This is a genomic window from Acetobacter sp. DsW_059, assembly GCF_002153695.1.
Taxonomy (GTDB): domain Bacteria; phylum Pseudomonadota; class Alphaproteobacteria; order Acetobacterales; family Acetobacteraceae; genus Acetobacter; species Acetobacter thailandicus.
This window is the reverse complement of record NZ_JOPI01000027.1, coordinates 1-26,257: the sequence shown is the minus strand read 5'-3', so window position 1 is coordinate 26,257 and position 26,257 is coordinate 1. Positions and strand designations below refer to the sequence as shown.

General features: G+C 49.9%; 21 protein-coding genes. 9 read left to right on the top strand and 12 right to left on the bottom strand.

What is annotated here, in order from left to right:
- Window positions 1-902: 902 nt before the first annotated feature.
- Entirely contained in the window at window positions 903-1,634 is a 732-nt protein-coding gene (locus HK25_RS07005) for an SDR family NAD(P)-dependent oxidoreductase (protein ID WP_086635771.1), read from the bottom strand.
- Between the two features lie 21 nt (window positions 1,635-1,655).
- Window positions 1,656-2,567, bottom strand: a complete 912-nt coding sequence (argC, locus tag HK25_RS07000; protein WP_086635770.1) for an N-acetyl-gamma-glutamyl-phosphate reductase — start codon at window positions 2,565-2,567, stop codon at window positions 1,656-1,658.
- 225 nt (window positions 2,568-2,792) lie between these two features.
- Here argC and mazG point away from each other — a divergent pair, with 225 nt between their 5' ends.
- Window positions 2,793-3,665, top strand: a complete 873-nt coding sequence (mazG, locus tag HK25_RS06995) for a nucleoside triphosphate pyrophosphohydrolase (RefSeq protein WP_233127735.1) — start codon at window positions 2,793-2,795, stop codon at window positions 3,663-3,665.
- 8 nt (window positions 3,666-3,673) lie between these two features.
- On the opposite strand, the gene HK25_RS06990 is transcribed toward mazG, so the two are convergent.
- A complete protein-coding gene (locus tag HK25_RS06990) occupies window positions 3,674-4,909 on the bottom strand; it encodes an MFS transporter (protein ID WP_086554249.1) in 1,236 nt (411 codons plus the stop codon).
- A gap of 180 nt (window positions 4,910-5,089) precedes the next feature.
- Window positions 5,090-6,946 carry a molecular chaperone HtpG gene (gene htpG, locus HK25_RS06985; protein ID WP_086635772.1) on the bottom strand — a complete coding sequence of 619 codons (1,857 nt, stop codon included), beginning with the start codon at window positions 6,944-6,946 and terminating at the stop codon, window positions 5,090-5,092.
- Window positions 6,947-7,197: 251 nt separating this feature from the next.
- Here htpG and HK25_RS06980 point away from each other — a divergent pair, with 251 nt between their 5' ends.
- A complete protein-coding gene (locus tag HK25_RS06980) occupies window positions 7,198-8,076 on the top strand; it encodes a glycosyltransferase family 2 protein (RefSeq protein ID WP_086635768.1) in 879 nt (292 codons plus the stop codon).
- A gap of 3 nt (window positions 8,077-8,079) precedes the next feature.
- Here the strand turns inward: HK25_RS06980 and HK25_RS06975 are convergent, their stop codons facing one another.
- Entirely contained in the window at window positions 8,080-8,997 is a 918-nt protein-coding gene (locus HK25_RS06975) for a LysR family transcriptional regulator (RefSeq protein WP_086554251.1), read from the bottom strand.
- A gap of 154 nt (window positions 8,998-9,151) precedes the next feature.
- Between HK25_RS06975 and HK25_RS06970 the strand changes: the two genes are divergently transcribed.
- From HK25_RS06970 to HK25_RS06955, 4 genes are read left to right on the top strand one after another with little or no spacing between them, the layout of a single operon-like run.
- Complete coding sequence (locus tag HK25_RS06970; protein ID WP_086635767.1) at window positions 9,152-10,801, top strand: MFS transporter; 1,650 nt, start codon at window positions 9,152-9,154, stop codon at window positions 10,799-10,801.
- A gap of 18 nt (window positions 10,802-10,819) precedes the next feature.
- Entirely contained in the window at window positions 10,820-11,896 is a 1,077-nt protein-coding gene (locus HK25_RS06965; RefSeq protein ID WP_086635766.1) for an HlyD family secretion protein, read from the top strand.
- Window positions 11,883-13,445: an efflux transporter outer membrane subunit gene (locus tag HK25_RS06960; protein WP_086635765.1), complete on the top strand. Its 1,563-nt coding sequence runs from the start codon at window positions 11,883-11,885 to the stop codon at window positions 13,443-13,445. The genes HK25_RS06965 and HK25_RS06960 overlap by 14 nt, the downstream gene beginning before the upstream one ends.
- 19 nt (window positions 13,446-13,464) lie before the next feature.
- Window positions 13,465-14,205, top strand: a complete 741-nt coding sequence (locus HK25_RS06955) for a pirin family protein (protein ID WP_086635764.1) — start codon at window positions 13,465-13,467, stop codon at window positions 14,203-14,205.
- Here the strand turns inward: HK25_RS06955 and HK25_RS06950 are convergent.
- Both HK25_RS06950 and HK25_RS06945 read right to left on the bottom strand, forming a co-directional pair.
- A complete protein-coding gene (locus HK25_RS06950; protein ID WP_086635763.1) occupies window positions 14,202-15,506 on the bottom strand; it encodes a histidine-type phosphatase in 1,305 nt (434 codons plus the stop codon). The genes HK25_RS06955 and HK25_RS06950 overlap by 4 nt on opposite strands.
- Before the next feature lie 2 nt (window positions 15,507-15,508).
- On the bottom strand, window positions 15,509-16,858 hold the full coding sequence (locus HK25_RS06945) for a hemolysin family protein (RefSeq protein ID WP_086554319.1): 1,350 nt from the start codon (window positions 16,856-16,858) through the stop codon (window positions 15,509-15,511).
- Window positions 16,859-17,371: 513 nt separating this feature from the next.
- Between HK25_RS06945 and HK25_RS06940 the strand changes: the two genes are divergently transcribed.
- The 3 genes from HK25_RS06940 (at window position 17,372) to fdhD (ending at window position 19,283) form a co-directional block, all read left to right on the top strand.
- The gene (locus tag HK25_RS06940; protein ID WP_086554256.1) at window positions 17,372-17,788 is read left to right on the top strand and encodes a glycine zipper family protein; all 417 of its coding nucleotides are present in this window, start codon (window positions 17,372-17,374) and stop codon (window positions 17,786-17,788) included.
- A 78-nt stretch (window positions 17,789-17,866) separates the two neighbouring features.
- Window positions 17,867-18,484: a molybdenum cofactor guanylyltransferase gene (locus HK25_RS06935; protein ID WP_086635762.1), complete on the top strand. Its 618-nt coding sequence runs from the start codon at window positions 17,867-17,869 to the stop codon at window positions 18,482-18,484.
- On the top strand, window positions 18,474-19,283 hold the full coding sequence (fdhD, locus tag HK25_RS06930) for a formate dehydrogenase accessory sulfurtransferase FdhD (RefSeq protein ID WP_086635761.1): 810 nt from the start codon (window positions 18,474-18,476) through the stop codon (window positions 19,281-19,283). Before HK25_RS06935 ends, fdhD begins: the two co-directional genes overlap by 11 nt.
- Here the strand turns inward: fdhD and HK25_RS06925 are convergent.
- The 5 genes from HK25_RS06925 to HK25_RS06905 form a co-directional block, all read right to left on the bottom strand.
- The gene (locus HK25_RS06925) at window positions 19,280-20,935 is read right to left on the bottom strand and encodes an OprO/OprP family phosphate-selective porin (RefSeq protein ID WP_086635760.1); all 1,656 of its coding nucleotides are present in this window, start codon (window positions 20,933-20,935) and stop codon (window positions 19,280-19,282) included. The genes fdhD and HK25_RS06925 overlap by 4 nt on opposite strands.
- A 146-nt stretch (window positions 20,936-21,081) precedes the next feature.
- Window positions 21,082-22,098: a phosphate ABC transporter substrate-binding protein PstS gene (pstS, locus tag HK25_RS06920; RefSeq protein WP_086635759.1), complete on the bottom strand. Its 1,017-nt coding sequence runs from the start codon at window positions 22,096-22,098 to the stop codon at window positions 21,082-21,084.
- Between the two features lie 109 nt (window positions 22,099-22,207).
- Window positions 22,208-23,470 carry a cell wall metabolism sensor histidine kinase WalK gene (locus tag HK25_RS06915; protein ID WP_086635758.1) on the bottom strand — a complete coding sequence of 421 codons (1,263 nt, stop codon included), beginning with the start codon at window positions 23,468-23,470 and terminating at the stop codon, window positions 22,208-22,210.
- 28 nt (window positions 23,471-23,498) lie between these two features.
- The gene (phoB, locus tag HK25_RS06910; RefSeq protein ID WP_086554262.1) at window positions 23,499-24,194 is read right to left on the bottom strand and encodes a phosphate regulon transcriptional regulator PhoB; all 696 of its coding nucleotides are present in this window, start codon (window positions 24,192-24,194) and stop codon (window positions 23,499-23,501) included.
- Window positions 24,195-24,424: 230 nt separating this feature from the next.
- Window positions 24,425-26,038, bottom strand: a complete 1,614-nt coding sequence (locus HK25_RS06905; protein WP_086635757.1) for a Hint domain-containing protein — start codon at window positions 26,036-26,038, stop codon at window positions 24,425-24,427.
- Window positions 26,039-26,257: the final 219 nt, after the last annotated feature.

The following is a 26,257-nucleotide window of genomic DNA, read 5'->3' as shown; positions in this document are numbered from 1 at the left end:
CTTGACATGGTAGGGGTCGTAGGTTCAATCCCTGCTGCGCCCACCATTCCTGTCGCAGAAAACTGGGTATTTTTAAGACATTCCCCAAAAATTTATTACCAATACTAACCTAAATTCATTCATGGCTATCTGGTATCATATGAAATGACTGACTGATGACGCCATGTTTGGTTCTGCCTTTGCAAAAACAAGAACCGGGTCATGCAGAAATTCCGCCCTCCCGGCGACTTTCAGCTTTGTATCTCAGTGTTGTCTGCCGTTCGTAATTTCTTTATTCCATCCGCGAAAATATCATCCTCTCTCAGCAAACATATCCATCGTCTTCAGGCATTCGTCCAACCCAACAGCACGAGCCCTCTTTCAGCCCGATACTTCCCCGCTCCGCGGCTTCCTCAACTCTTAAGACTTAATAAGAAAGAACCCTTCCGCTTTAAAATTACGCGTCTTTACAAGAGATTAAGGCCGGGCATTTATAGAACCTTGAGTAGTAGATCATAGTAACTACTATAAGGGTAAATCCAAAACCTGAATGGCTAGTGCCATGTTATTGTCGAGGCTATCACGTATTCAGTTTCTTAGTATCAAACCGACTTTACAGGCTGCAAACAAAAACCAGGAATAGAGCCTTTTTTATCGGGACTTGAAAATTAATATTTTCTCACATCAAATTACGAAATAATTATAAAGAATATCAGAAGACGGACTATTAAATCTCATCTGGTTATTCTTCTATGACCCGCGAAACTTATATTATGGGCGCATATACATCATTACCACTTTGATCATTATGAAGCTGCACACAGGAGTGTGTTTTTATATTTTTAAACTTAATGAAGCAAAAACTCAGTATATACCACACTCAATAAACAGGGGCGGCGCGTGACCACCCCTGACAAATATGCTCAGGCTTCTAAACCACCATCCACTGGCAGGGCTGCACCCGTAATATAACCGGCTTTAGGGCTGGCCAGGTAAGACACCATGTCAGCAATGTCCTGCACCGTGCCATAGCTGCCGGTTGCTGTAAAACTGCTAATCAGCCTGGCAGACTCACCTGTAGCCGGGTTCAGATCTGTGTCAATCGGGCCTGGCTCAACCACATTAGCTGTAATACCGCGTGGCCCGAGGTCACGGGCAACACCCTGTGCAAAACCACGCAGCGCAGCTTTTGTCGCCGCATAAAGTGAAACACCAGGGAAAGGCGCACGCGCACCAAAAGCAGAGCCAATGTAAATAAGGCGACTGCCTTTTGTCATGTGCTTCACAGCTTCTGATGTTTCAACCATCACACTGCGCACATTCAGGTTAAGCACCTGCTCAATCTGCTCAACGCTCATTTCATCAATCGGGCCATAAGGATAAATACCGGCATTACACACCAGCACATCAAGACGACCAAAGATTTTTACTGTCTCAGCAATAACGTGCTTATTGCCGGCTACTGAGCCACCATCAGCCTGGACAGGAACAATTTTACGGCCAGTAGATTTCAGCTGTTCAACTGTCTCCAGCGCAGCTTTTTCATTGCGGGCATATGAAAAAGCGACATCATACCCATCTCTGGCCAGCTGCCCGACAATGGCTGCGCCAATACCACGACTACCACCAGTCACCAGGGCTACGCGTGTTGTCATCTTCACTCTCCTTCGAAACGATTACAGGCCAAGCATCAAAGCAATATTCTGCAAAGCAGCACCCGATGCACCTTTACCAAGATTATCCAGACGTGCCGTCAGCACAGCCTGCCGGCTATGCGTGCTGCCATGCACACGCAGCTCCATGCCGTCATTGCCCGCCAGTGCTGAAGCCGACAAAGAGCCCTCAGCCGGCAAAACCTTAATTTTATCCTGTCCGGCATAATGAGCCATCAGAGCTGAGTGCAGATCTTCAGTTGTCACATGGCCTTTAAGGTCATCAAGATGCAGCGGCACTGACACAATCATACCACGTGGAAAATGCCCAACTGACGGTACAAACACAGGGCGGCGCTTCAGCCCTGCATGAAGGTGAATTTCTGGCACATGCTTATGCTCAAGCCCCAGACCATACAGTTCAAAAGCCGGGCCGCCCTCCTGCTCATGCGCCTCAATCATGGCCCGGCCACCGCCTGAATACCCGCTGACAGCATTAATACTGACAGGATAATGAGCATCCAGCACACCAGCATCAATCAGCGGGCGCAGCAGAGCAATCGCTCCGGTTGGATAACAGCCGGGATTTGAGACACGCTGTGCCGAGGCAATTTTCTGTGTCTGACCTGGCGCCAGTTCAGGCAGACCATAAACCCAGTCAGACGCTGTACGAAAAGCAGAACTGGCATCAAGCAGACGTGGTGCACCTGCACCCTCCTCTGCCATCATCTCCGCAGCTTCGCGTGAGGCTGCATCAGGCAGACACAACACAACCAGTTCTGCCGCCAGCATCGCCTCCTTGCGGGCTGCCGGATCTTTACGATGTGCCGGGTCTATCGTGTGCAGCTGCACAGGCAGGTCCACAAGACGCTGTCTGATCTCAAGGCCTGTTGTGCCAGCTTCACCATCAATAAAAATAACCGGATTCTGCGTCATGCCGTATGTCTCTGTGAGGTGTGTCGAAAAAAAACCCTCATACTCTGCTCAGCATCAGGATCGTTGTCTTGTCGGCAGACTATTCGTCATGCATCTTCCTGGCATTATAGGGTGTGACGCTCCACAGATGAAGAGGGCAACGGAAATAAGAGCCATCTGCACAATGCAAAGGGCTACAGCCCTCGGGAGCTTGCACAAAGTATCATGAGAGGAAAGGCACTCTTTATGGCGTCAGAACATTTACCTGCCTCTGCCAGCGAAGCGGAGCAAACTGCTGCACAGGAAATAACACGTCTGGCAGCGTTAATGGCACGACTGCGTGACCCGCAGGGCGGCTGCCCATGGGACCTGGAACAAACCCCCCTGACCATTGCCCCCTATGCTATTGAAGAAGCCTATGAGGTACTCGATGCCGTTAAACGGCAGGACTGGCCTGCCTTTGCTGATGAACTGGGAGACCTTTTGCTTCAGGTGGTCTATCAGTCCCGCCTGGCAGAAGAAGCTGGTCTGTTCTCGCTGGCCACAGTAGCCCGCTCTGTCACTGAGAAAATGATCAGACGCCACCCTCATGTTTCCTTCAGTCGCGATGTACTGGGAAAGGAAGCTTTTGAGGAAACCGATACAAAACGCAGAGCTGACACTGACCTGCCTGCTCAATGGGAGAGTCTCAAAGAGCTGGAACGCCAGAAGCAGGGCGTGTCATCCGGTGCGCTGGCAGGTGTGCCGCCGGCTCTGCCTGCTTTACTGCGCGCCTCAAAAATTGCAGGGCGGGCCGCACGCGTCGGGTTTGACTGGCCGGATGTCGCAGGTGTTGTCGCCAAGGTTCATGAAGAAATGGATGAATTTTCGGTTGAAATGGCAGCCGGTGACAAAGATCGTATGCAGGATGAACTGGGAGATGTGCTGTTCTCTCTGGCCAGCCTGGCCCGCCGCCTGAAGCTCGACCCTGAAGCCTGCCTGCGCCAGGCCTGCGATAAGTTCACCCGTCGTTTTGAAGCCGTTGAAGCCAGGCTCTCAGCCCGGGGGCTGTCTATGCAGGACAGGCCGGTTGAGGAACTGGATGAGCACTGGCAGGCTGTAAAAAAAGAACAGGGCTGACACACAAATTATATATCTGTGCGCACCTCTGACTGACCGCTTCTTTTAAGCAGCAGCAGCGCAAAGAGAAAGACTGCTATACCACCGAGAGAGAGTAACGCCCCTCCCTGCCCCAGCGCACCATAACCAAAGTGCCTGGCCAGCAGGAAACTGCCCATTGAGGCACCAAGTGCATTCGCGATGTTAAAAGCGGAGTGGTTAAGCGATGCGGCCAGTGTCTGGGCATCTCCTGCAAAATCCATCAGACGGGTCTGCAAAGCAGGTCCCAGTCCGTTCACAAACACCGCAATGGCCAGCATATCCACCAGCAAAGCAAACTGGTTATGCAACACAAACGGAAACATCACCATAGCCACGGCACTACCGGAAAGAGACAATAAAGCTGCAAAATTAATACTGCGGTCAGCCAGCCATGCCCCAAAATTTGTGCCGCTCAGCATAGCAACACCCCAGGCGACCATAAAGCCCATCACTTCCCACTCTGGCACGTGTGTCACCTCAACCAGAACCGTTGTCAGATAGGTGTAAATACCAAACATGCCTCCAAACCCGATCGCCGCTGTCAGCAGGGTCAGCATAACCTGCACATTACGCATCACGGCAATTTCACGCAGTGGAGAGTTTTTCCGGTTTGGCCAGTCAGCAGGAATACAAAACCACACGCCGGCAAATATACATAAACCCAGCAGGCCTATTACCAGATATGAAACCCGCCAGCTGGCATGATTAGCCGTAAATGTTGCCAGCGGAGCCCCAATAAGCGTTGAAATCGCAATACCTGACAATACCTGCCCTACGGCCTGACCGCGCTTTTTACGCTCTGCCATAGAAGCGGCAACCAGAGCTGAAATACCAAAAATAGCACCATGAGGCAGACCGGTAACAAAACGTGCAGCCATGACAGCCGAAGGCGATGAAAGAGACACGCACAGAATGTTACCAAACGCAAACAGCAAGAACAGCAAAAGCAGCAGTTCCCTGCGCGACAGGCGCGCGCCAAGAATGGTGATCAGCGGAGCACCAATGACAACCCCTATTGCATAAGCCGTGATTGCATACCCGGCTGATGACGCAGAAAGTCTGAGGGATTCGGCAAATTCCGGCAGCATGCCCATAATGGCAAACTCACCTGTGCCGACAACAAAAGTGCCTGCCGTCAAAATCAGCATAGCCACTAATCTGCCATGAGGGGCCTCAACAGGAGGCATAGCACTACTGATGGGCGGTATCGGTTCTGAGGACATAAACAGAGCTCTGATGACATAAAAAGAAGCGGCAGCTCAAAATATATTGCTACCCGCCACAAAGAAGGGCTGTGTGCCTATCATCTTTTTCGTCACCATTCGAGTCTGAGACGTAACGAAAAATGCCCGGCCACAACAGACCGGGCATTTTTACAACATTTTTCCTGACAATTAAAAAACTTAGACTGCTTTTTTAGCAAGATAACCCACCAGACGACGAGAAAAAGCATTCACGTCTTTAGGAGGTTCACCGTTCTGGATGCTTGCAACATCAAGCAAAATCAGTGCCAGCTCATCAACCGACTGACCCGCCTTAGCCATATCTGCCAGATGATGCACTACAGGATGTGTTGGATTCAGCTCAAGAATCGGCGTCACACCGGGCATACTCTGATTGCTGCGCTGCATCAGTTTTTGCAGCTGCAGGTCAGGTCCTCCTTCAGGGGCTGTCAGCACCATCGCGCTGTCAACCAGACGGTTCGTCGCTCTGACATCTGAAACCGCTTCACCCAGAGATGCCTTGAGAGCCGGAATAAGGGCTTCCATTTCAGCTTTCTCAGCATCACTCTCAGCTGGTGCACCAAACTTCTCAAGGTCACTCTGCCCCTGCGCCACATTACGCAGCGTTTTTCCTTCATAAGAGGACAAACGATCAGGCCAGAATGAATCTACGGCATCAGAAAGCAGCAGAACCTCAATACCACGCGCCTTGAAACCCTCGATCTGAGGTGAGGTCTCAAGAGAGGCTGCACTATCACCTGTCAGATAATAAATTGCTTCCTGCTCAGGCTTCATGCGACTGATATAGTCATCAAACGAGGTCAGCCCCTCAACAGCACTGGAACGGAAACGACACAGTGCTGCAACTTCATTACGGTGCACCGGGTCATCCCACATGCCTTCTTTCAGAACCGGACCGAAGTTCTCCCAGAAAGAGGCATAAGACTCGCTGTCTTTCGCGCGGGTTTTCAGCTCAGACATAACTTTGCCTGTGACTGCTTTACGAATACGGACCAGAACAGGTGTTGCCTGCAACATCTCACGTGAGACATTGAGAGGCAGGTCTTCTGTGTCAACCACACCCTGCACGAAGCGCAGCCAGGGCGGAAGAATCTCTGCTTCATCCGTAATAAACATACGGCGCACATGCAGTTTCACGCGGCTTTCGCGGGTCTGTTCTGCAAATTCAAAGGGGCGGCTGCCTGGCACAAACAACAATGCTGAAAATTCAATTGTACCTTCAGCACGCCAGTGCAGGGTGTCCCACGGTGTGTCGAAATTATGCGTTGTATGGCGGTAAAAATCGTTCAGCTGTTCCTCAGTAATCTCGCTGCGTGGCTTCAGCCACAGCGCGGTTCCTTCGTTCGCTGCTTCTTCTTTCCCTTCACGCATAATGGTCACAGGCCATGAAATGTGATCAGACCATTTTTTAATTATGCTCTGCAACCGCCATGGATCAAGAAACTCGTCCGCATCCTCTTTAATATGGAGCGTAATATCTGTGCCGGGCTTATCTCGCGTAGCAGGAGAGAGCGTATATGCGCCCTTACCTTCTGAGGTCCAGCGCCATGCCTCGTCAGAGCCGGCACGGCGTGACACAACATCAACCTTATCTGCCACCATAAAGGCTGCATAAAAGCCAACACCAAACTGACCAATCAGACTTGGGCGATCTTCTGGTTTTGCATTAGACAACTGGGCACCAAAAGCGCGTGTGCCAGAACGGGCAATAGTGCCAAGGTTGGCAACCAGCTCGTCGCGGGTCATACCGGTGCCATCATCGCTGATAGTCAGCGAGCGGGCATCTTTCTCAGGGTTAATACGAATACCTGCGCCGTCTGGCAGGGAAAGAGCACCATCTGTCAGAGCTTCAAAGCGGCGCCGGTCAGTGGCATCAGCCGCGTTAGCGACCAGTTCGCGCAGAAAAATCTCACGCTCTGAATAAAGTGAGTGAACAACGAGGTCGAGCAGGCGCCCCACTTCTGCGCTAAATTCCCGTGTTTCGGTTCCTGCTGCGCTGCTGGCTGCATCTGTCATAATCATAGATCTCCGCGTTTTGCGTCCTGTATGCATCACAAGCACAAAAGCCCCTGCCCGCAGGCCAGAAGCTTTCACCTTCTGCATCACAGGCAGAGATGAGGAGAGAAAAGAGAGTTTTCAATATGCCTGTTTCATGTTTCTCTGACTTTATTCTCTTTTAGCCTGCTCTGCCTTTATATGAGGCCAGCCAGAGCAAAGAGTAGCACGCAAAAACAGAGTAGATCAGCCCACACATTAAAGGCCCGAACATGCTGCAACATCTCAAAGCTCTGGTGCACAAATGGTTTCGAAAGCCGACGGGCCGTAATCCTTCTGCCGCAGGCAACCCTCCACTGGCCGTTTTTACAATGGCGTACAATGAGCATGATATGCTGCCCCTGTGGGCACAACATTACATCCGTCAGGTCGGAGCAGGACACGTCTATATTCTTGACCACGGAAGCGATCATTTACCGCCTCTGCCCGGATGCAGTGTTATAACACTCAAGCGGGATGAACTGGATGAAATTGAACGCACAAAAATCGTTGAAAATTTTCAGCAAAAACTTCTTCAAAACTATCGCTTTGTCCTGTTCACTGACTGCGACGAATTTCTGATTGCCCGGCCTCAACAGTACCTCTCTTTGCGCGATTATGCACAAAACTGCCCTTACAAAACGGTACAGTGCGTTGGTGTTGATGTTATACAACAGGAGGCGGATATGCCACCTGTCCGGTGGCATCAGCCAGTCCTGCACCAGCGCCCTTATGGCGCCATACGCCCGTGGTCATGTAAGCCCTTACTGTCATCTGTACCTTTATCCTGGCAACCAGGTTTTCACACATGCGATCAGCCTGCGACACTCGACACCAGTCTCTGGATGATACATTTAAAATATGCTGATCAAAAAAGAACATTGCAGAGATTATCTCTGACACGATCTCTGCAATGGAGCCAGCAGGCAATCCGACTCAGGCACGGAGACTCTCACCGCATCAGCGATGAGAAACTTATTGATTTTTTCAATATTTTTCAAAAAAATAAATCTGAAAAAAACCTGGATAAACTTGACCTCAGAAATATTATACAGTCCGGCCAGGAAAGCAGCCTTTACCGTATTCCCCATGAATTTATAAATTCACTATAAAAATTATCCGATATTATCTATCTTTTTTGCTACTTTATATACCGTCTCTCTCAGCCAGCTATGCACAGGGTCATTATCCCGTCGGGGGTGCCACGCCTGAAACGCATCAACATAGGGCAGCGCAAAAGGATAATCAAAAGTCGCCAGTCCCGTTTCTGCTACCGGGACATGATTAATAACCATATCGGGTAGTGTTACAATCAGATCAGTATAACGGATGCTATCAACCATCGCTTTGTAATTTGGCACAACAAGAACAATGCGTCGCATTAAGCCATATTGCTCCTGCAATATTTTATCTATCGGGCCGCGGGCACGCCCTCTGCGCGACACACTGATATGATCATAATGTGTCAGGCTTTCAGGTGTAATTCCTTCCTTAAAAATGGGATGATCCTTACGCACAAGCGCCTTCATCATATTATGAAAAAGTGTCTGACGTCTTATCTCTGATTTGAGCATATCTGTAGCTCCGATATAGAGATCTACAGAATCCTTACGCAAGGCAAGGTCGGCCTCATCATCAAATTCAGGGGCAAAAACCAGCTCGCAGTTCGGGCAGTCACGCCGCAGGGCTTCAAGTAAAGGCAGCGCCAGGACAGAAATCACCACATCATTCGCCCGAATAACAAATTTAGGCGACATAAGGTGAAGGTTATCAAGCACACGGGTTTCAACCAGTGTATCTGCAGCTCTTACAACCTCCTGCACCCGGTTTAAAATACCCAGAGCAAAGGCGGAGGCAATCAGGTGGCGTCCGCAGGGCACCAGAAGGGGATCACCGAACACAACACGCAACTTAGCCAGGTGACGGCTCATAGCCGGTTCGCTGACGTTCATACGCTGTGCTGCCACAGAAACACTCTGTTCTTCTATCAGAACCTGAAGGAAGCGCAGCAAATCAAGATCATATCCTCGCATGCCGGCACCTTATCATTACACCTAACGAAAATAAAATTTATAATCATTCCGGAAAGTGGAATCCTGAAATAATCAGAATGAGGGTTTTCTTCATTTAAGTTCCAGTGATTATTCCACCATCTCTCTTCAGACCACCGGAAGCCGGAAAATCACTATGGACGCAGCTACAACACATATCAGTCCTGCCCCTGAGGCTGCTGCGCCTGTTATCCATGCGGCCCCTCCTGTGCCCTCCTACATCCCGCCTTTTGGGCTGCGTACTGTTATCGGGTGCCTGGGGGTACTGATGGCAGTACATATCGTAGGGTTTAACGAACACGTCACACAAATCGGCCTGGCAGATATCAGGGGAGCCATGCACATAGGCCACGACGAGGGCACATGGTTTATCACTATATACGAAGCCTTTAATATTGCCTCTATGGCCTTCACCCCATGGTTTTATGCAACTTTTTCTATTTATCGTTTTGCCATCTTCATGACGGCGATTGCCGCTTTACTGGGCATCCCGGCCCCGTTTATGCCTGATGTCACCTCGCTGTGCGTGCTGCGTGCCTTTCAGGGGCTGGCATCAGGTTGTCTGCCCCCCATTCTCATGACGGTCATGCTCAAATACCTGCCACCTCAGATCAGAGTATTCGGCATTGGTGGCTATGCCATGAGCGCAACATTTGGCCCCAACCTTGGTCTGCCTCTTGAGGCATTCTGGTTTGAGCATGTTGGCTGGCACTGGCTGTACTGGGAGGTTATTCCTATGTCTGCCGTCGCTGTTGCAATGATGGCTTATGGCCTGCCCCGTGACCCGGTGCACCTGGAACGCTTTAAAAAATTCAACTGGCTTGGTGTGTTAACCGGCCTGCCTTCCATCTGCGCGCTGGTCACAGTGTTGTATCAGGGTGATCGGCTTGACTGGTTTCGTTCCCCGCTGATTATCAACCTGACATTCTGGGGTATGGCTGCTTTTATTGTTTTCGTTATTAACGAAGCCTGTCACCCCAGCCCTTTCTTTAAGGTGCAGTACTGGAAATCCCGCAATATTCAGTCTGCTCTGCTGTCGCTGGTCGGTATCCTTGCCATTTGTAGTCTCCTCTCAGAAATACCGGCGACATACCTTGAGGAAATAAGAGGCTACAGACCTATTCAGACTGCCCCGATTTCTCTGGTTGTGGCTCTGCCACAGCTGATTATGCTGCCTCTGATTGCCGCCATATGCAACAGTCGCAAAGTAGACTGCCGCTATATTCTGGCAGGTGGCATGCTGTGCTTAGCCGCAGCATCATGGCTGGGTACCTGGCTGACACCTGACTGGGTGCGTGACAATTTCTACATTATCCAGATCCTGCAGGTCTTTGGTCAGCCTATGACTGTCATCGCTACACTGATGCTGGCAGCACTAACCCTGGGGCCGGCAGATGGTCCTTACATTTCGGGTATGGTGAACATGCTTAAAGGGCTGGCTAATGCCGTGGCTTTTGCCATTTTCTCAGTCATGACACGTCGTCGCGAGCAATATCACTCTGCCATGCTGCTCGACCATCACGGGAATAATGGCCTGGCTTTGCAGGGTATGGGCAACCCGATTGGTCAGCAGCTTTCAAATACATCGCCCGATGCAGGGCATGTCACCCACAATACACTGGAGGTTTTTCATACCTTCATCCACGAGCAGGCACTCGTGCTCGGACTGGCAGATATTTACTATATCCTTATCTGGGTCTGCCTGTTCTTTGCTGCGCTTAATCTCATCCTGCCGCGCCGCATTTACCCGCCCAGCGCCCCCGCTGCGACGGCCCCTGCACACTAACTTTTGCGGAACAGACACATGCTTTATAAAAAACCTCTGCTTTATGCTGGTGGTGCGGCAATCGTGCTCACTGCCGCCGCCTGGGGCGGTGCCCGCCTGGTAACGGGCAATGGCGTTGACCAGTATACAAATGATGCCTACATCACTGCCGATTTTACGGCCGTTGCCCCTAAAGTCGCAGGGCGTATTGACCGCGTTCTGGCAGAAGACAATGAAGCCGTTAAAGTCGGCCAGGAACTCGCTCATATTGAAGATGATGACTACCGGGCAGCTCTTGAAGCAGCGCAGGGCCGCCTGAAAGCCGCTCAGGGTTCTGTTGATAACCTTAACGCTGAGCTGACACAGCAGGATTCTATCATCGCTCAGGCAAAAGCTGCCGTTCAGGCTGATGAAGCGACTTTGCTGTTTACACGCCAGAATATGACACGGTACCGCACCCTTTCATCAGGTGGTGCAGGTACAACTGAACAAAAACAGGCTGCTGAAGCCCATGAAAAAGAAGCTGAAGCCACCCTGCTGCGTGACCAGGCTGCAACGACCAGTGCTATCAGCCAGATTGATGTTTTAAAAGCACGCCGCACACGGGCTGAGGGGGAGCTGCTTCAGGCGCAGGGAGACGCGCATCAGGCTGAGCTGAATCTGTCTTACTGCACCATTCCGGCTCCTGTTTCAGGCATTGTGGGGGAGCGTGGCGTACGTGTAGGGGCATATGTACACCCGGGCACTGCAATTCTTGCTATTGTACCAACAGATAAAGCCTATGTTCTGGCAGATTTTCAGGAAACACAGCTTACTCACGTACAAACGGGGCAAAGTGCAACAATATGGGTTGATACCTTCCCTGGCCATCCGCTCAAAGCACATGTTGACTCCCTTGCCCCGGCAACCGGCGTCGCCTTCGCGCCTATTCAGCCCGACAACGCCACCGGCAACTTTACAAAAGTTGTGCAGCGTATTCCGGTAAAGCTGACATTTGACGATGGCCAGCCCCTCGCCTCCAAAGTGCGCGTAGGTATGTCAGTCGAAGTCAGTATTGATACTGCTTCTACCCCTTCAGGTCCTCATGCCGGTGATGCTCGCTATGTCTGGCACTGATTTTTCTCATGCACAGCGCAGTGTGCGTCTGCCACTGCGTTATGCCCTGACCTCTGTCTGTCTGGCAGCTTTAAGCGCCTGCACAGTTGGCCCTGACTATCACAAAACAGCTATTAAAACGACGAACGCATGGCACCAGAGTGTTACTCCGCAAAACAGCCATCCCGTCACAGCATCTGCTGACCCGCAATGGTGGAAAGAGTTTAACGACCCTACCCTGACAGCACTGGAGCAGGAGGTTGCCAGTGCTAACCTTGACCTGCAGGTTGCGTCTCTGCGACTGCAGCAGAGTGAAGCTGAACGCAAAATTGCGAGTGCGGCACAAATGCCCCATCTCGGTGCAAATGCGTCTTATGCCCGTGAGCGCGCCAGTAGCAATGGTATTCTTGGTCTACTGGGAAAAATGGAGCAATCCACTCCTGGTGACATCGCCAGCGGAGCCCAGGGCTTTGGCCCCGCAGCACTGCCCGGCAGCGTTGGCAACCCCTCATTCAATCTGCCACAATATGGTATGAATGCCTCGTGGGAAGTCGATCTGTGGGGACATGTGCGCCGACAGGTCGAGGCAGCAACAGCAGCCCTGCACGCAAGCGAAGATATGCGGCGTGACGTGATCGTCTCGCTAATGGCGGAAACGGCACAAAATTACATAGACCTGCGCGGCGTACAGGCGCAGATGGCTATTCTTGACCATAATATCAATATTGCCCGCAACAGCGTGAAACTCACGAACATGCGGTTTGCACAGGGTGCTGCAACCAGGCTGGATGTCGCGGATTCAACCGGGCAGCTCCGTGGATTTGAAGCCCGGCGTGCTCCGCTTGAACGCCTGCAGGTGCATCTGCTCAACGCACTAAGCTTTCTGGTCGCACGCGAACCAGGCACTCTGAACGAACGTCTTGGCAAAGCCGGGCCAATTCCGCCTGTTCCTGCAAACCTGCCTGTGGGCCTCCCCTCTCAGCTGGCAGAAAGACGCCCTGACATTCGTATGGCAGAAGAACGCCTGCATGTTGCTACCGCCAGCGTTGGCGTAGCCGTCGCTGACTTCTTCCCCCGCATCACGCTGTCAGGCAGCCTTGATATACAGGCTCTGCAATTTAGCGGCCTGGGGTCATGGGCTTCACGTCAGTATGGGTTTGGGCCAACGGCAACTTTCCCGATTTTTGAGGGTGGACGCCTGCTGGGTCAGTACAGACTACGTAAAGCACAGCAAAGAGAAGCTGCTATTATGCTGCACCGCACCGTGCTGAAAGCATGGGAAGAAGTGGATAATGCCATGGCTGACCTTGCCACAGCGCAGTCTGAACGGGACAGGCTACGCGAAGCAGTAGCCCAGAACGAAATTGCCGTTGAAACAGCTCAGGCACAGTATAAAGCTGGTTCTTCAGACTTTCTGTCTGTGCTGACAGTGCAAAATCAGCTTCTGGCCTCACAGGCCCGCTTTGTTGAAGCCACCACCGAAATTTCACGCTCAGTCACCCGGCTCTACCGTACCCTTGGCGGTGGATGGGAAAATGCTTTTCCTGTCACCCGGTCTTCACACAGCTAGGTAAAAAGGATCATACCTCATGTTAAAAGTCAGGCGTGCAGAAACACTTGGTCAGGTCACAGATGGAGAAGCACACCTGCACTGTCACTTCGCATTCGGAGCGTATAACGACCCGGCACATATGCACAATGGCCGGTTACGGGTAGTAAACCAGATCAGCCTGCCTGCTCAGGCACAGTATGTGGCGGGCCCCGAGAAAAATGTTGATATTGTAACCTGGGTTACGCAAGGCTCAGTTACAACACAGTGCGAACACTTTCACGCTGAGACCATCAACAAGGGTGATATACAGGTGTTGTGTACTGCTACCGGATGCACCGGCCTGAGCTGGAAGGCTGGTGCAGAAGCAGCACAGCTCCTGCAGTTCTGGTTTTTGCCTGACTGTAAAGGCGGCATCCCCATGCAGGAAATCCGGAATACCAGCGGATATCCTGACACAACAGGGTTTCGTATTATTGCCTCCGGTTTTCCCGATGACGACCCCGAAGAAGAAGAAACGATCAGAGATGGTGCACCAGCAGCCCTACTGGGCAGCGGGCGCCTTTTGCACACCACTCTCAGCGCCGGTGAGGGGGCCCGCTACCAGACCACACCAGGGCGCTCGCTCTTTCTGCTCGTTGTCAGCGGGACTGTCACACTTGAAGATACCACACTTGATGCTGGTGACAGTGCCGCCATTTCTGAGCAGCAGGAGCTCCTCATCATAGCACAGAGCGATGCCTCCGTGCTGCTTGCCGACACAGCATACGACGCTTCTTAACCGGCGTGCGCGATATGACGGGCCAGAACCTCTGGTGTACAAACGGTCTCAGCCTGGCAGAGCCTGCTCTGCAGCACCTGAGGCTGACCATGATCTGCCCTGTCTGCGACCGGTAAAGTTTCACGCAGCTGCTTCAGGCTCTGATGGAAAATAACGAATTTAACCTGATTTTTTCCATCTGGCATCTGCCAGAGTTCAAACCCCAGAACAGTGTCTGGTGCTGTTGGGTCAGGCTGATCTTTAAATGACCAGTCAAGGCCAAATAGAGCTGACAGCATATCAAGTGTGGTATCATGCCCCGCAAAAACAACAACTTTTGCATCCTGCGGGAAAACTGCCTCAGCAGGCGACGGCGGCACTTTATTATCGAGCAGAGCAAGAATGGCTGAAACCAGAAACTGACCACGACGCGCAGCCAGGGCCGGCATACGCCTTATAGTTTCACTCTGATAATTATGAGCTGGCAACACTATATTGAGCAAAGCAATCTGACTATCATCAGATGATGAGGCCGGCAGGCTGACCGTTGCAGGCAAACCCTGTGCGTATTCTAACAGCAGATTTTCAGAAACTGTTGCTGAAAGTGCCAGACCACCAGAAGCGTGAGGAGCACCTTTTTTCCAGGTCAGGCGTGCAGGAGCTGTAAAACATATAGCTGGCGTATGCCCGCACCCTTCAGGATCAAAGAGCTTTTGCAGCGTCTCCTCAGCCTCTCTGACATCCTGGGGTAAAGCACCAGCCTCATCATGACGGTAAACTGCCTGTAAAATGGCAGAAATATTATGCTGATCAGCATAAGCATGACCGCTGGCCAGGGCATTAAACAACGGATCTTTCTGACCCGGAGCCAGAGAATGTGCCTGGGAAACACATCCGCCGCTCATACTCTGCGCAAGAATATCTCCTGTTTGACGCGTACGGGTATCCGCCGCATCAGCCCAGACAAAAAGTGATGATGTGTGCGGGCATACCTGTTTTTCTGCTCCACCCAAACCAGAAAACGGGGCATAATAATGCCTGATAAAATCACCCATCAGGTGCAGGTCTGCCCGGCCATGGTCCGTCAGCTGCCCCGGAGGTACAGGCCAGGGGCTCCATGAACGACCGGTTTTTACGTTAAGCGTCTCAATTTTTTGTGTCGGGCTGCGAATACCATGGCGGGCCACCAGTACAACATGCTTAAGAACCGCTCCGGAAGGCGGTGCACTCTGCTCACTGGCAGCAGCGGACGACACTGATAAAACAGAAAAAAGGGCAGCGCACAGAGCGCCCTGTGAAATACGAGAGAAAAAAGCAGACAAATTCAGCCCTTCGGAAGTGCCCGGGCAGCCTTCTCGCTCAGGCGTGTCACAAGCAACTGGTTAATACGAAACCCTTCAACATCGACAACTTCAAAACGATAGCCTGCCTGGTCCACTCTGTCCGTCTTGCGTGCCATGCGCCGCAGACGGTGCATAACAAACCCGCCTATCGTATCAAACTGTGTGCTGTCTGGCAGATCTGCCAGATGGAGCTCACGCATGACATCACCAATCGGGGCAGCTCCGTCAATCAGCCACGAGGTTTCATCACGACGCACGATGGCCTGCTCGTCAAACGGGTTCGCCAGACCGTCCATCAAAGCACCCATAATATCTTTAAACGTGATAAGCCCGACAACCAGACCATATTCATTCACGACCAGAGAAAAACCGACACCATGCGTATCAAACTGCGCAAGCGTGTCCCACAAATTCAGGGTTTCAGGAACAGAGAGGACATCACGACGCATTCTGAAGATCGGATCAGCCGGTATTGTCTCCCCCGGAACCGGAGGGATTGTCGGGTCAACGACTGAGGCCAGAACATCCTCCGAACGGATAGAACCGACAACCTTATCAAGCCCGCCATTACATAGCGGGTATCGCGAATAAGGCTTTGCTCTTACTTTTTCATGGTTACTACGGGCAGTGTCCTGCGTATCGAGAAAAACAATCTCATCGCGCGGGGTCATTGCTGATGTCACGGAGCGATCCTGCAAACCCAGCACATTTTCAATCATCTGATGTTCCTGCTCAAGCAGAACACCCGAAGCCGTACCAGCGGCTAAAATAGCGCGTAAATCTTCAGGTGTGACAGGTTCAACAGCAGAAGCTGCCGGAATTTTAAGAGCACGCAAAACCGCATCAGAAATTTTAGAAAAAATCCAGACAACCGGATAAAGAACACGCAGGGCAAATTTAGGAAACCAGCCTATGCTCAAAGCAACTTTATCAGGAGCATTCATTGCCACACGTTTTGGCAGCAGGTCAGCAAACAGAACAAAAACACCAGTAACAAAAATAAAACTGGCAGCAGAACCAAGCTTTTCAGCAAGCCCTGGCCCGACACCCCAGTATGTCAGCAAAGCGCCAAAGGGCGGAGACAGCATTTCTGAGCTGACAATCCCCCCCAGAATACCAACACCATTAAGACATATCTGCAGGACCGTCATGACCTGTCCGCTATTGCGGCGCAAAGCAAGAAAAGCCTGAGCCCGATGATCACCTGCCTCAGCACGCGAGCGCAGCCTGACCTCACGCGCAGCAGCGAACGAAATCTCAGACAGAGAAATCAGAATACTAACCGCAATAAGAAGAAAAAGGGTCAGAAGCCCCAGTAAAAAAAGGATCAAAGGAATGCTCTGGATAAGATAATGCACGACGTGCTTCGCGGCTGACTATACCCTTTATAGCCTGTAATGCCTAGGCTTATGACCTGTGAGACAAATGAGTTGTTAAGCAGTCAGGCTCATGTTTTTAATATACGAAGCATGTTACGAAACAAAATTACACAGGATATAAACCATAAATGATAAAAAAAATATAACAAAATAAAACGATTTAAAATATAAAATTAATAATAACCTCTTTTAATTTATAAAAATTAAAATAAAAATATAAATATTAAGCCATAAATAAAAATATAAACTTCATAATTTATAATTATATTATTTTTTTTGATTATTTTAAAAAAAAATACCAAAAAAAATCACAATATAAGAAATTGTTATTTTTTATAACAGGTTGCACTGTTTTCTTTTTTGCTTATGGCTAATAAGCATGGTTTTATGCAATAGTCTAAGAATTAGTTCAGTCACCAGCTGTCATACCAAAGGGATGGCAGTCACAAAACCAGAGAGTCGTCTATGAAGCTGAAACAACTCCCTCTCCTCATGGCCCCTGTTCTGATGCTGGCCGCCTGTGCGCAGACGCCCATGGGACCAACAGTGATGGTACTGCCAGGCAAAGATAAGTCTTATGCAGAATTTGCTCAGGAGCAGTCCTTCTGCAAATCGCAGGCAAACTCTGCTGTAAGCGGGCAGGCTGAAAACCAGAACCATCGCGCCCTGTTAGGTGGCCTTGCCACAACCGCACTGGGTGCTGGCCTTGGTGCTGCTATTGGCGGCGGCTCAGGTGCTGCTATTGGTGCTGGTGCAGGCGCACTGGGTGGCGGCCTTGGTGGAAGCATGTACACCAACAACCAGCAAGGCGGCATTCAGACCCAGTACAACAATGCCTATGCACAATGCATGGTTGCCTATCACAACGTACTCGGCCAGTAAGTCGTCAGTATAACAGAGCAGGTACAAAACCTGCTCTGTCTCTCCCGGTAATTCCGGCCGGGAAAGGCTCTTTACCCCATGCCCTCCTCCTCTTCTGTTGCAGCTGTTATTCTGGCGGGTGGCCATGGAACCCGCATGAGCGGTTGTGAAAAGCCCCTGCTATCCCTACAGGGCACACCAGTACTCTCCGTCATTCTCAGAGCGTTGCAACGCTCTTTACCGACAAGTTCCATAGCACTCAGCACTAACAGCCCGGCCTCGCTATATGCCGCATGGAAGTTACCTTTGCTGCGGGATGATACAACAGATACCGGCCCTCTGAGCGGACTTCTGGCAGGACTAAAATGGGCGAGACAATCAGGCGCTGATACATTAGTGACAATACCGGGTGACACACCCTTTATTCCTGACACATTAACCTTTGACCTGGCTCCCGCTCCGGCGGTGGCTATATCTGATGGCCGGCGGCATCACCTGGTTGCTTCATGGCCTGTAAGCTGTGTCGAAAATTTACAAAACTGTCTTTCAGACAAAGAGAATAAACATAAACGCCGCGTGCGCCTGTTTGCAGATACCCTCGGCATGAAAGAGATTTCTTTCTCTGCTTCACCTTATGATCCATTTTTTAACATCAATACACCCGATGATTATGCAACAGCATGCCAGATTATGCAGAGTATAAAAAATGATTTCTAAATCACTTATTTTTTCATGGGATACAAAAAAAATTACAGGTCATGGCGTTTCAGAGCACTCTTTAAAACTGGCAGATGAAACACCCGTCACTTTTATTATCAACAGCATTTCTTATGCAACAATGATGATAACAGCTGAAAATATTGAAGATTATAGTTACGGTTTTTTAAAAACAGAACGCCTTGTTTCCTCACCGGATCATATTCGCTCGCTAACCATAGATACAACAGAAAATGGCATAACAGTTAACGTGCTTATAAAAGGAAGCGATTTTAAAAAAATCCTTCAATCACAAAGAAACATGACAGGACGCACCGGTTGTGGCGTTTGCGGCACGCAGGATCTTGAAACACTGCACACGAACCTTCCTTCCGTTGCACAAAAACCACCTGTAACGCAGGCTGCTCTGCTTAAAGCACTCAATGAGCTCCCTCACCTGCAAATATTAAACAAAGCTGTGCATATGGTTCATGGTGCCGCCAGATGCAGCGTAAATGGTGATATCCTTGCCGTACGCGAAGATATTGGCAGACACAACGCACTGGATAAGCTGATTGGAGATGGTTTAAGAAATAATATTGATTTTTCAGAAGGGTTTTGCCTTATTACAAGCCGCTGCTCATATGAAATGGCACAAAAAGCCATTATTGCCGGCTTTACAACACTGGTTGCCATCTCTGCACCAACTGTGCGTGCACTACACCTGGCACAACAGGCTGGCCTGACACTCATCGGGCTTGCCCGACCAGAAAGCCAGTTTATCTTTACACAGCCTGAGGCTACTCACCCACCAGCTTAAAATGCAGCCTGAAGGCGCGTCACAACAGAATTCCCATTACGACCGGATATATTATAAGGCAGCTGATTTCGTGTCACAATAAAATGGTTATAATCAAGCATAACCCTGAAGTGACGATTAGGGTACCAATTCACACCACCAGCCCATACTGTTTGCTTTCCCCCTCTTATACCAGCCGATAAATCATTAAGATCTGCGACACTATATCGCCCTGACACCTCAAGCGCGCCCCACTGACCATGCTGAGGATCAAAATCTGCCTCAACACCAGGAGCAGAAAAAGCTCCCTGCCTGATGTCATAAGCACGCGGCTTACCCAGTATAGTATAAGTTGCTTCACCATAGTACCCATCAAAATTAACGACAGGCAGACCACGCTCGCTGCGCTGTACACCAATATGATAGTACTCCCCTATCATAATCATTCGTCGCCAGCGCAGGCCAAGCTCCGGGCCTGCCGCCCAGACAGGCCCTGTATTACTAACCGTAGCAGAAATAAGCTTTGTACCTGTCAGACCTGCCTCTGTCGCCTCTCCCGGAGAGTAACGTCGGCCGGCAGAGTTTTGTGTCGTTTTAAATGCACTCAGTGCTGAAATTCCAACATGTATATCGACATTTTTTGAGATATAAGGACGGCCGGCTACACGCAGGGTTGCACCAGTCTGGCTGTCAGAAACTGTAGAATCGTTCCCTCTGGTTCCATAACTCTGCCCCGTAAAATATCCTGCTATCCACCAGCGTTTTTCATAGTGCAAAGCCCCCGCACTAAAGCGGGAATCTCCTGCAGCTATGTTACGCACAATATTAGTAATGCCCGGCCGCTCAAGCATCTGAAAATTGTTGGAACTTTGCGAATCATAAAATGTTACGCGTGGCTGAAAATAGCCAACTGTTACATAAGTATGAGAAAAACCTGTATAATTGATATTTGCTTCATATAAACTGACTTTTCCGTCTGAACTGCTTGATCCCCAGTCGGGAGTAACATTCGCTATCCAGTTTTTATATCGAAAAGAAACCGGCAGCCTGAGACGACGTAAATTTTGTGTCAGTCCAGGAAAATTTCCCTTCGTTTCACCAGGGCGCGGAGACATACCAAAAAAACCACCAATATCTTCATGCAGGGCAAGCCCCACTGAAAAAGCATAAGCGGCATCAGCAGAAGCAATAGTAAACCGCCCACGAGGAAAACCTATAATCATGCCTCCCACGCGTACGTTTTCATCTTTCTGTGTAGCCCAGTGAAAATGCTTCCACGACTCAACAACACCACGGTCAGAAGGCGGTGTACCAATTTCAGATAAACGCAGAATATTATACTGTGAGGCACTATCAGAAAATTTTATTGCAGGGTCAGATGGGCCAGACACGACATGACGCACTTTTTGCTCAGACAACTCAGCAGCCGGGAGCAGAGCAGCAGGTGCCGCTATTTTTTTCTGATTATTACGATTAGTCCGTGCTTCACTTTTTGCCAGGCGCACTTTGAGCGATGAAATCTGCCCCATCAGCTCACGTCGCATAGCAACCATCTCACGTCTTAACTCCTGTATCTCAGCAGCATCAGAAGATGCAGCCAGAGCCGCTGACGCATTACCTGTTGCCAGACATGAGAACAAAAAAAAGCCTGAAGAGAATACTGTGCGGCGCATCAGACACCATTGTAATTACAAAATCACCTCTTCTTTCGATTATAAATGAAATTTATTTTATTTATATATAATTTTGGTAACTTTAATATAAAAATGGCTCGCCTTTGCAGGCGAGCCACACAGTCTTATGCAATCTTAAGTTTAACTTACTTCCATGAAGACAAAATAGATGTTTTTACAGCCGGTGGCAAAGTTACATAGTCCAGCCCGGTAGCAAGGCTATCGCCTTTTTCAAAACCCCAGGTGAAAAATTTCTTCACAGCTTTACTACGTGCTGCATCAGCCGGAGCAAGCGGCACCAGAACATACGTTGCAGAAACAATCGGCCAGGCACCTTGTCCGGGAGTGTCGAGCAGATCAACCGCGAAATGATCAGCATGCTGCCAGTCTGCTGAAGAGGCTGCCTGAGCAAAGCTCTTCTGGCTGGCTTCTACATTTTCACCGGCATGATTACGCAGCAATACGGTCGTCAGGTTATTTCTGCTGGCGTAAGCAAACTCAACATACCCGATTGCGCCTTCTGTGTTATGCACCGTAGCCGCAACCCCGTCATTACCGCGTGCGCCCAGACCACCAGGCCATGAGATTGACGTTGCTGCCCCCTGATTTTCTTTCCAGCTGGCAGATGACCGTGCGAGGTAAGACGTAAAAACAAACGTTGTTCCTGAACCATCAGCACGGTGAATAGGAGCAATAGCCATGTCAGGCAGCTTCAGACCTGGATTCAAAGCTGCAATTTTCGGATCATTCCAGTCCGTAATCTCACCGGCATAAATACCGGCAAGCACCGGTCCACTCAGCTTAAGGGTCGCTGTTTTAACGCCAGGCACATTGATAACAGGAACAATGCCACCCATTACGGTAGGAAACTGAAACAAATGTGCTGAAGCAATTTTGGCCGGAGCAAGCGGAGCATCAGATGCGCCGAAATCAACCGTACCAGCCATAACCTGATTTTGCCCGGCACTTGAGCCAACGCTCTGATAATTAACACTCAGTCCTGTTGCGCTGGCAGCGGCATCACCCCATGCCTGATAGATAGGAGCAGCAAAGCTTGAGCCCGCACCGGTAATGCTCTCGGCCAGCGCCGTACCAGAGCATAAACTACCGACAAGACCGGCTGCTGCCATCACTGCAAAACATGACCGTAATGAAAAACGCATCTATCTACTACCTTCTGAGTATCAGCTTTTAACCAGAGCCATAACACTCTTTATTTTAGCCTGCTGCTGCAAAGACTATCATAATCTGCTCTTAAGTTGCATGACTGTTTCATGACACATGAGCAGGTAACCAGATCAGGCAATCCGTGCCCTGACCAACAACACTCTCGATCCTGAAGCGCCCGCCATGACGGGCTATAATATGCTGCACGATCGCAAGCCCGAGACCACTCCCCTGCACGACGGCAGATGTCCTGGGCACACGATAAAACCTCTCTGTCAGACGCGGGAGATGGCGGGCAGCTATACCCGGACCATTATCTGACACCCTTATTTCCACACCGGGATGTCCCGGCCACCCTTTACCAGGTTCTGCATCCCTGCAGGTCACTGTAATTTCAGGTTTATGGTCTCGCGGCAAATCAGAATCCTGTGTGGCATATTTCAGCGCATTTTCAACCAGGTTCATCAGCACCTGCACCATCTGATCAGTATCACCGGCAACAGACTGCACTGACAGGTCAGACACTACAACATGCAGTTTTGTTTTTTGCCGACGACACAGCACCGAAGCCTCACGCTCGAGCTTACGACACAACTCCTCCAGGACAATCTGCCCCCGAGGACGCTGATGCTCAAGCATCTGCACCTTTGAAAGATAAAGCAACCCATCGAGCAGACGCTGCATACGCTGCCCCTGCTCTGCCATAATGGACAAAAACTCTTTCTGCGCATCAGGATCGCCTGCAGCAGGCCCCTGAAGGGTCTCTATAAACCCAAGCAATGCAGCAAGCGGTGTACGAAGCTCATGACTGGCATAAGCCACAAAGTCCGCATGCTGACGCTCTGCCATTTCCATTTTTGTTACGTCGTGCAGAACAACAAAAGTCAGAGCAATATCGCGTGCAAAGCGCTTTTTTCGGTTCTGATCAACGGCGAGAAAATAAGGCGAAAAAACATGCCGCTGGAACAACGCTCTGACAACACGTCGCACAGGTACGTCCTGAACAATCAGAGCCTCTTCCGGCGCCGCATTTCTGGCAGCGTCTTTTTCCTTCAGTCTGTCGAGGCTGCTCTGGAAAGCGGGATGACGCTCTATCGCATTCAGCCCGCCTGAGAACTCTGCCTCAGCATAGGGCGATGTATGCACTATACGACGTTCAGAATCGAGAACGACCATCGCCACCGGCAGGGCAGCCGCAATCGGCTCAATAACAGCCAGCAACCTTGACTGCGACATAGGCCGCAAAAAGCGGTCAGATTTCGCACCGGCCCGATGACGGGAGCGCAACATAAGGGCCGTTACGATACCAGTGATACTGCTCCCGGTGACAACACCTCCCGCAGCGTACAGCAAAGCAGCAGAAAGCATCTGTCACCCTTTTGTCAGAAGCACATTCTCAGGCAAACGGAAGATCAAGGGAGTAGCCCCGGGCTCTTACCGTTCTGATCAGGTCCTGTTCACTCTCATCGTCATTGAGAATCCGCCGCAGACGCCGGATGTGCACATCAACTGTACGAAGCTCTACACAGGAGCTGCGTTCCCACGCGTGCTCCAGAAGTTCCTCACGCGAGAAAACCTGCCCGGGATGCATCATCAGGAACTCAAGGAGACGATATTCCGTTGGTCCGAGAGACAGTTTACGCCCGTTACGCTCAGCCTTATGCTCGACCCGGTCAATGACCATATTTTCAAAGCGCAGCGTTTTGTCTGGCGGTGGCAAACGACGCAGCAGGGCCTTAACACGCGCCAGCAGGGCCTCCATACCAAAAGGCTTAATAAGATAGTCATCAGCACCCGTATCAAGACCACAGACACTATCTGTGTCCTCACCGCGTGCGCTCAGCATAATAATTGGTAAAGATCGGGTTTTAGCCTGACCGCGTACACGGCGGCACACTTCAATCCCTGAAACACCAGGTAACATCCAGTCAAGTAAAACCAGATCAGGCAAACGTGCAGCAATATAATCAAGTGCTGCCTGACCGTCTGCTACAACGTGCACCTCATAACCCTGCTTATCAAGATTGTATGATACGAGGCGAGACAGCGCCGGATCATCTTCCACAACCAGAATATGTGTTTTATGCGTCATAACCTGCTCAACTGCTATTTGGGCGGATCATACGCGTTTATATCAGGCAAACACAACTCTGGCATGAATAATTACAAAATTTCATAAAACCAGAGAGAAACATCATAACATATTGATAAATATGTATAATATTTCTACTTCCCTCCTTTACTGTTTCATGACAGTTTTATGAAAAACATCCGCAGACTACCTCTCTGCCATGCATAAAACATGACAGAGAGAAGTCAGCATCAGGCACCACAGCAAATAACAAGATTGTCGTTGTTGGCATCATACAGCAGATAAGGCCCCGCAGCGAGCACCTGCACTGCAAGCATAGCAACAGAATTTGCTTTACGCTCACCCAGAGAAAGGCAGGCGTTACCTGTTGTCCACCGGCAATCCACCTCCTTACGGGCATCCCAGCCTTTAAGCTCACCACTCTGCAAATGTTCGTCGATAACACGCGTATCATTAAGCTGAAACAAACGAATGTCACCAACGAGAACACCAAGGGAACGACGATCATCAACAAACGCACCAATGGCATCACTTGGACGACTGGCACGCGATACCATACGCACATCTGTAATATCCGGCGGGATCATAAAGACATGGTATCCGTTAGCCTCGCGCACTTTGCGAAGTGTTACGCCACATTCTGAAACAAGATGGAAAGCAGAATCATCTGTCGTAATATGCTGAAGCGGCCTGGAGACACCAATCCCCTCCCGAACAGCCCGTTGCTCAATAGCACGAAAAATAGGCTCAACATGCTCACGCGTCGTTGTCAGTGGCGCTGCTGCATCTTCATCCCAGCTTCTGACGTCACCCCGCTCCATTGTCAGAAGGTTACCATACTGAGCAAACAATGAACGGTTACCGGTATCCAGATAGCTTTCCGTCAGCATACCATTCGCCCAGATAACAGAATGAGACTCAGTTTCGATGTGATAATAGGTATAGCCCGTCAGAGAGTGGTCGTAGAATACTGAACGGCCATTAACGAGCATCCGAACCGGTACAAAATTCCCGTCAAAGAACATGCAGTGTTCACCCGTCACCAGCAGATCTTTATACGGCACACCCGGCGCAATAGCATCCTTAAGCACCCTTACCGGATAGCCCGCAAGATCTTCTGCCAGACCGGGACGGACAAACATATCTTTCTGCCCGGCCCAGGTAATTTTGCTTGTGCAGATTTTACCGGTCTCATGGTCAAAAACATTAACGATGTCACCGGGCCTGAGTTCTTCAACTGCACGATCACCCTCGGGTGTCGCGATCATAGAACCCGCAAGAAAGCAGACCTCAAGCAACAAATAACCATTAGCTGAGTTTGAACTTAAAGAAACACCGGAAGCTTCAATGCCAGTAATATTCAGAACAAAACTTGTTCCATTCTGAAGTGACAACTGAATCTGATCAGCAGACGGAAAGCTCATTGCAACAATATCTGACTGCAACACGCCGGCAATTTCAATACGATCTGAATCTCCTGAACCATGGCCATTAAAGCCCGATATGACAGTCGAAGCAGTACCGCCACTGGCCAGCCCTGAAATAATCAGCCCGCTGTTATTGCTCCCATCCATATAGACTGTCCCGCCACCATCAGGCCAGATGAACAGCTTTCCACCCTCATAAACTGTATTGACCCCTGAAAGAACAGACCCGCTATCCATGACAACAATGCCACCACTACTAACGGATGCATCTCCGAGAGTGCTGCCTGACTGCATAATAACCTTAATACCGTAACTAACCGGCGCATTCAGAAACTTACTTTGGTCACCATAAGTCATCGTAACCGGATCACTGCCGTCTGCCGGATTTTTTTTATCATCATTATTATAGCTTGACATAACTTCCACACCACAACTGCCAGGAAAACCAGAATTATTTCCATTATTCCATTTAATGAAATTAAAGTTAATATGTTTTTTATTTATATGTCAAAGTTTATACTTATTAATAAAATATATATTAAGTTGTTACAAGAAAACATTTTTATATATTTATTAACAAAAACATTAATTTTAAATAGTTTTAATAAATAATGAAATTTAATATAATGTTAATAT

Excerpts from the sequence above, each read along its gene's own strand:
- HK25_RS06960 (WP_086635765.1), top strand. The coding sequence starts at position 11,883 with ATGTCTGGCACTGATTTTTCTCATGCACAGCGCAGTGTGCGTCTGCCA.
- HK25_RS06935 (WP_086635762.1), top strand. The coding sequence starts at position 17,867 with ATGCCCTCCTCCTCTTCTGTTGCAGCTGTTATTCTGGCGGGTGGCCAT.
- HK25_RS07005 (WP_086635771.1), bottom strand. The coding sequence starts at position 1,634 with ATGACAACACGCGTAGCCCTGGTGACTGGTGGTAGTCGTGGTATTGGC.
- HK25_RS06965 (WP_086635766.1), top strand. The coding sequence starts at position 10,820 with ATGCTTTATAAAAAACCTCTGCTTTATGCTGGTGGTGCGGCAATCGTG.
- HK25_RS06975 (WP_086554251.1), bottom strand. The coding sequence starts at position 8,997 with ATGCGAGGATATGATCTTGATTTGCTGCGCTTCCTTCAGGTTCTGATA.
- HK25_RS06925 (WP_086635760.1), bottom strand. The coding sequence starts at position 20,935 with ATGCGCCGCACAGTATTCTCTTCAGGCTTTTTTTTGTTCTCATGTCTG.
- HK25_RS06980 (WP_086635768.1), top strand. The coding sequence starts at position 7,198 with ATGCTGCAACATCTCAAAGCTCTGGTGCACAAATGGTTTCGAAAGCCG.
- fdhD (WP_086635761.1), top strand. The coding sequence starts at position 18,474 with ATGATTTCTAAATCACTTATTTTTTCATGGGATACAAAAAAAATTACA.
- HK25_RS06970 (WP_086635767.1), top strand. The coding sequence starts at position 9,152 with ATGGACGCAGCTACAACACATATCAGTCCTGCCCCTGAGGCTGCTGCG.
- mazG (WP_233127735.1), top strand. The coding sequence starts at position 2,793 with ATGGCGTCAGAACATTTACCTGCCTCTGCCAGCGAAGCGGAGCAAACT.
- htpG (WP_086635772.1), bottom strand. The coding sequence starts at position 6,946 with ATGACAGATGCAGCCAGCAGCGCAGCAGGAACCGAAACACGGGAATTT.
- pstS (WP_086635759.1), bottom strand. The coding sequence starts at position 22,098 with ATGCGTTTTTCATTACGGTCATGTTTTGCAGTGATGGCAGCAGCCGGT.
- phoB (WP_086554262.1), bottom strand. The coding sequence starts at position 24,194 with ATGACGCATAAAACACATATTCTGGTTGTGGAAGATGATCCGGCGCTG.
- HK25_RS06940 (WP_086554256.1), top strand. The coding sequence starts at position 17,372 with ATGAAGCTGAAACAACTCCCTCTCCTCATGGCCCCTGTTCTGATGCTG.
- HK25_RS06955 (WP_086635764.1), top strand. The coding sequence starts at position 13,465 with ATGTTAAAAGTCAGGCGTGCAGAAACACTTGGTCAGGTCACAGATGGA.
- HK25_RS06905 (WP_086635757.1), bottom strand. The coding sequence starts at position 26,038 with ATGTCAAGCTATAATAATGATGATAAAAAAAATCCGGCAGACGGCAGT.
- HK25_RS06990 (WP_086554249.1), bottom strand. The coding sequence starts at position 4,909 with ATGTCCTCAGAACCGATACCGCCCATCAGTAGTGCTATGCCTCCTGTT.
- HK25_RS06915 (WP_086635758.1), bottom strand. The coding sequence starts at position 23,470 with ATGCTTTCTGCTGCTTTGCTGTACGCTGCGGGAGGTGTTGTCACCGGG.
- argC (WP_086635770.1), bottom strand. The coding sequence starts at position 2,567 with ATGACGCAGAATCCGGTTATTTTTATTGATGGTGAAGCTGGCACAACA.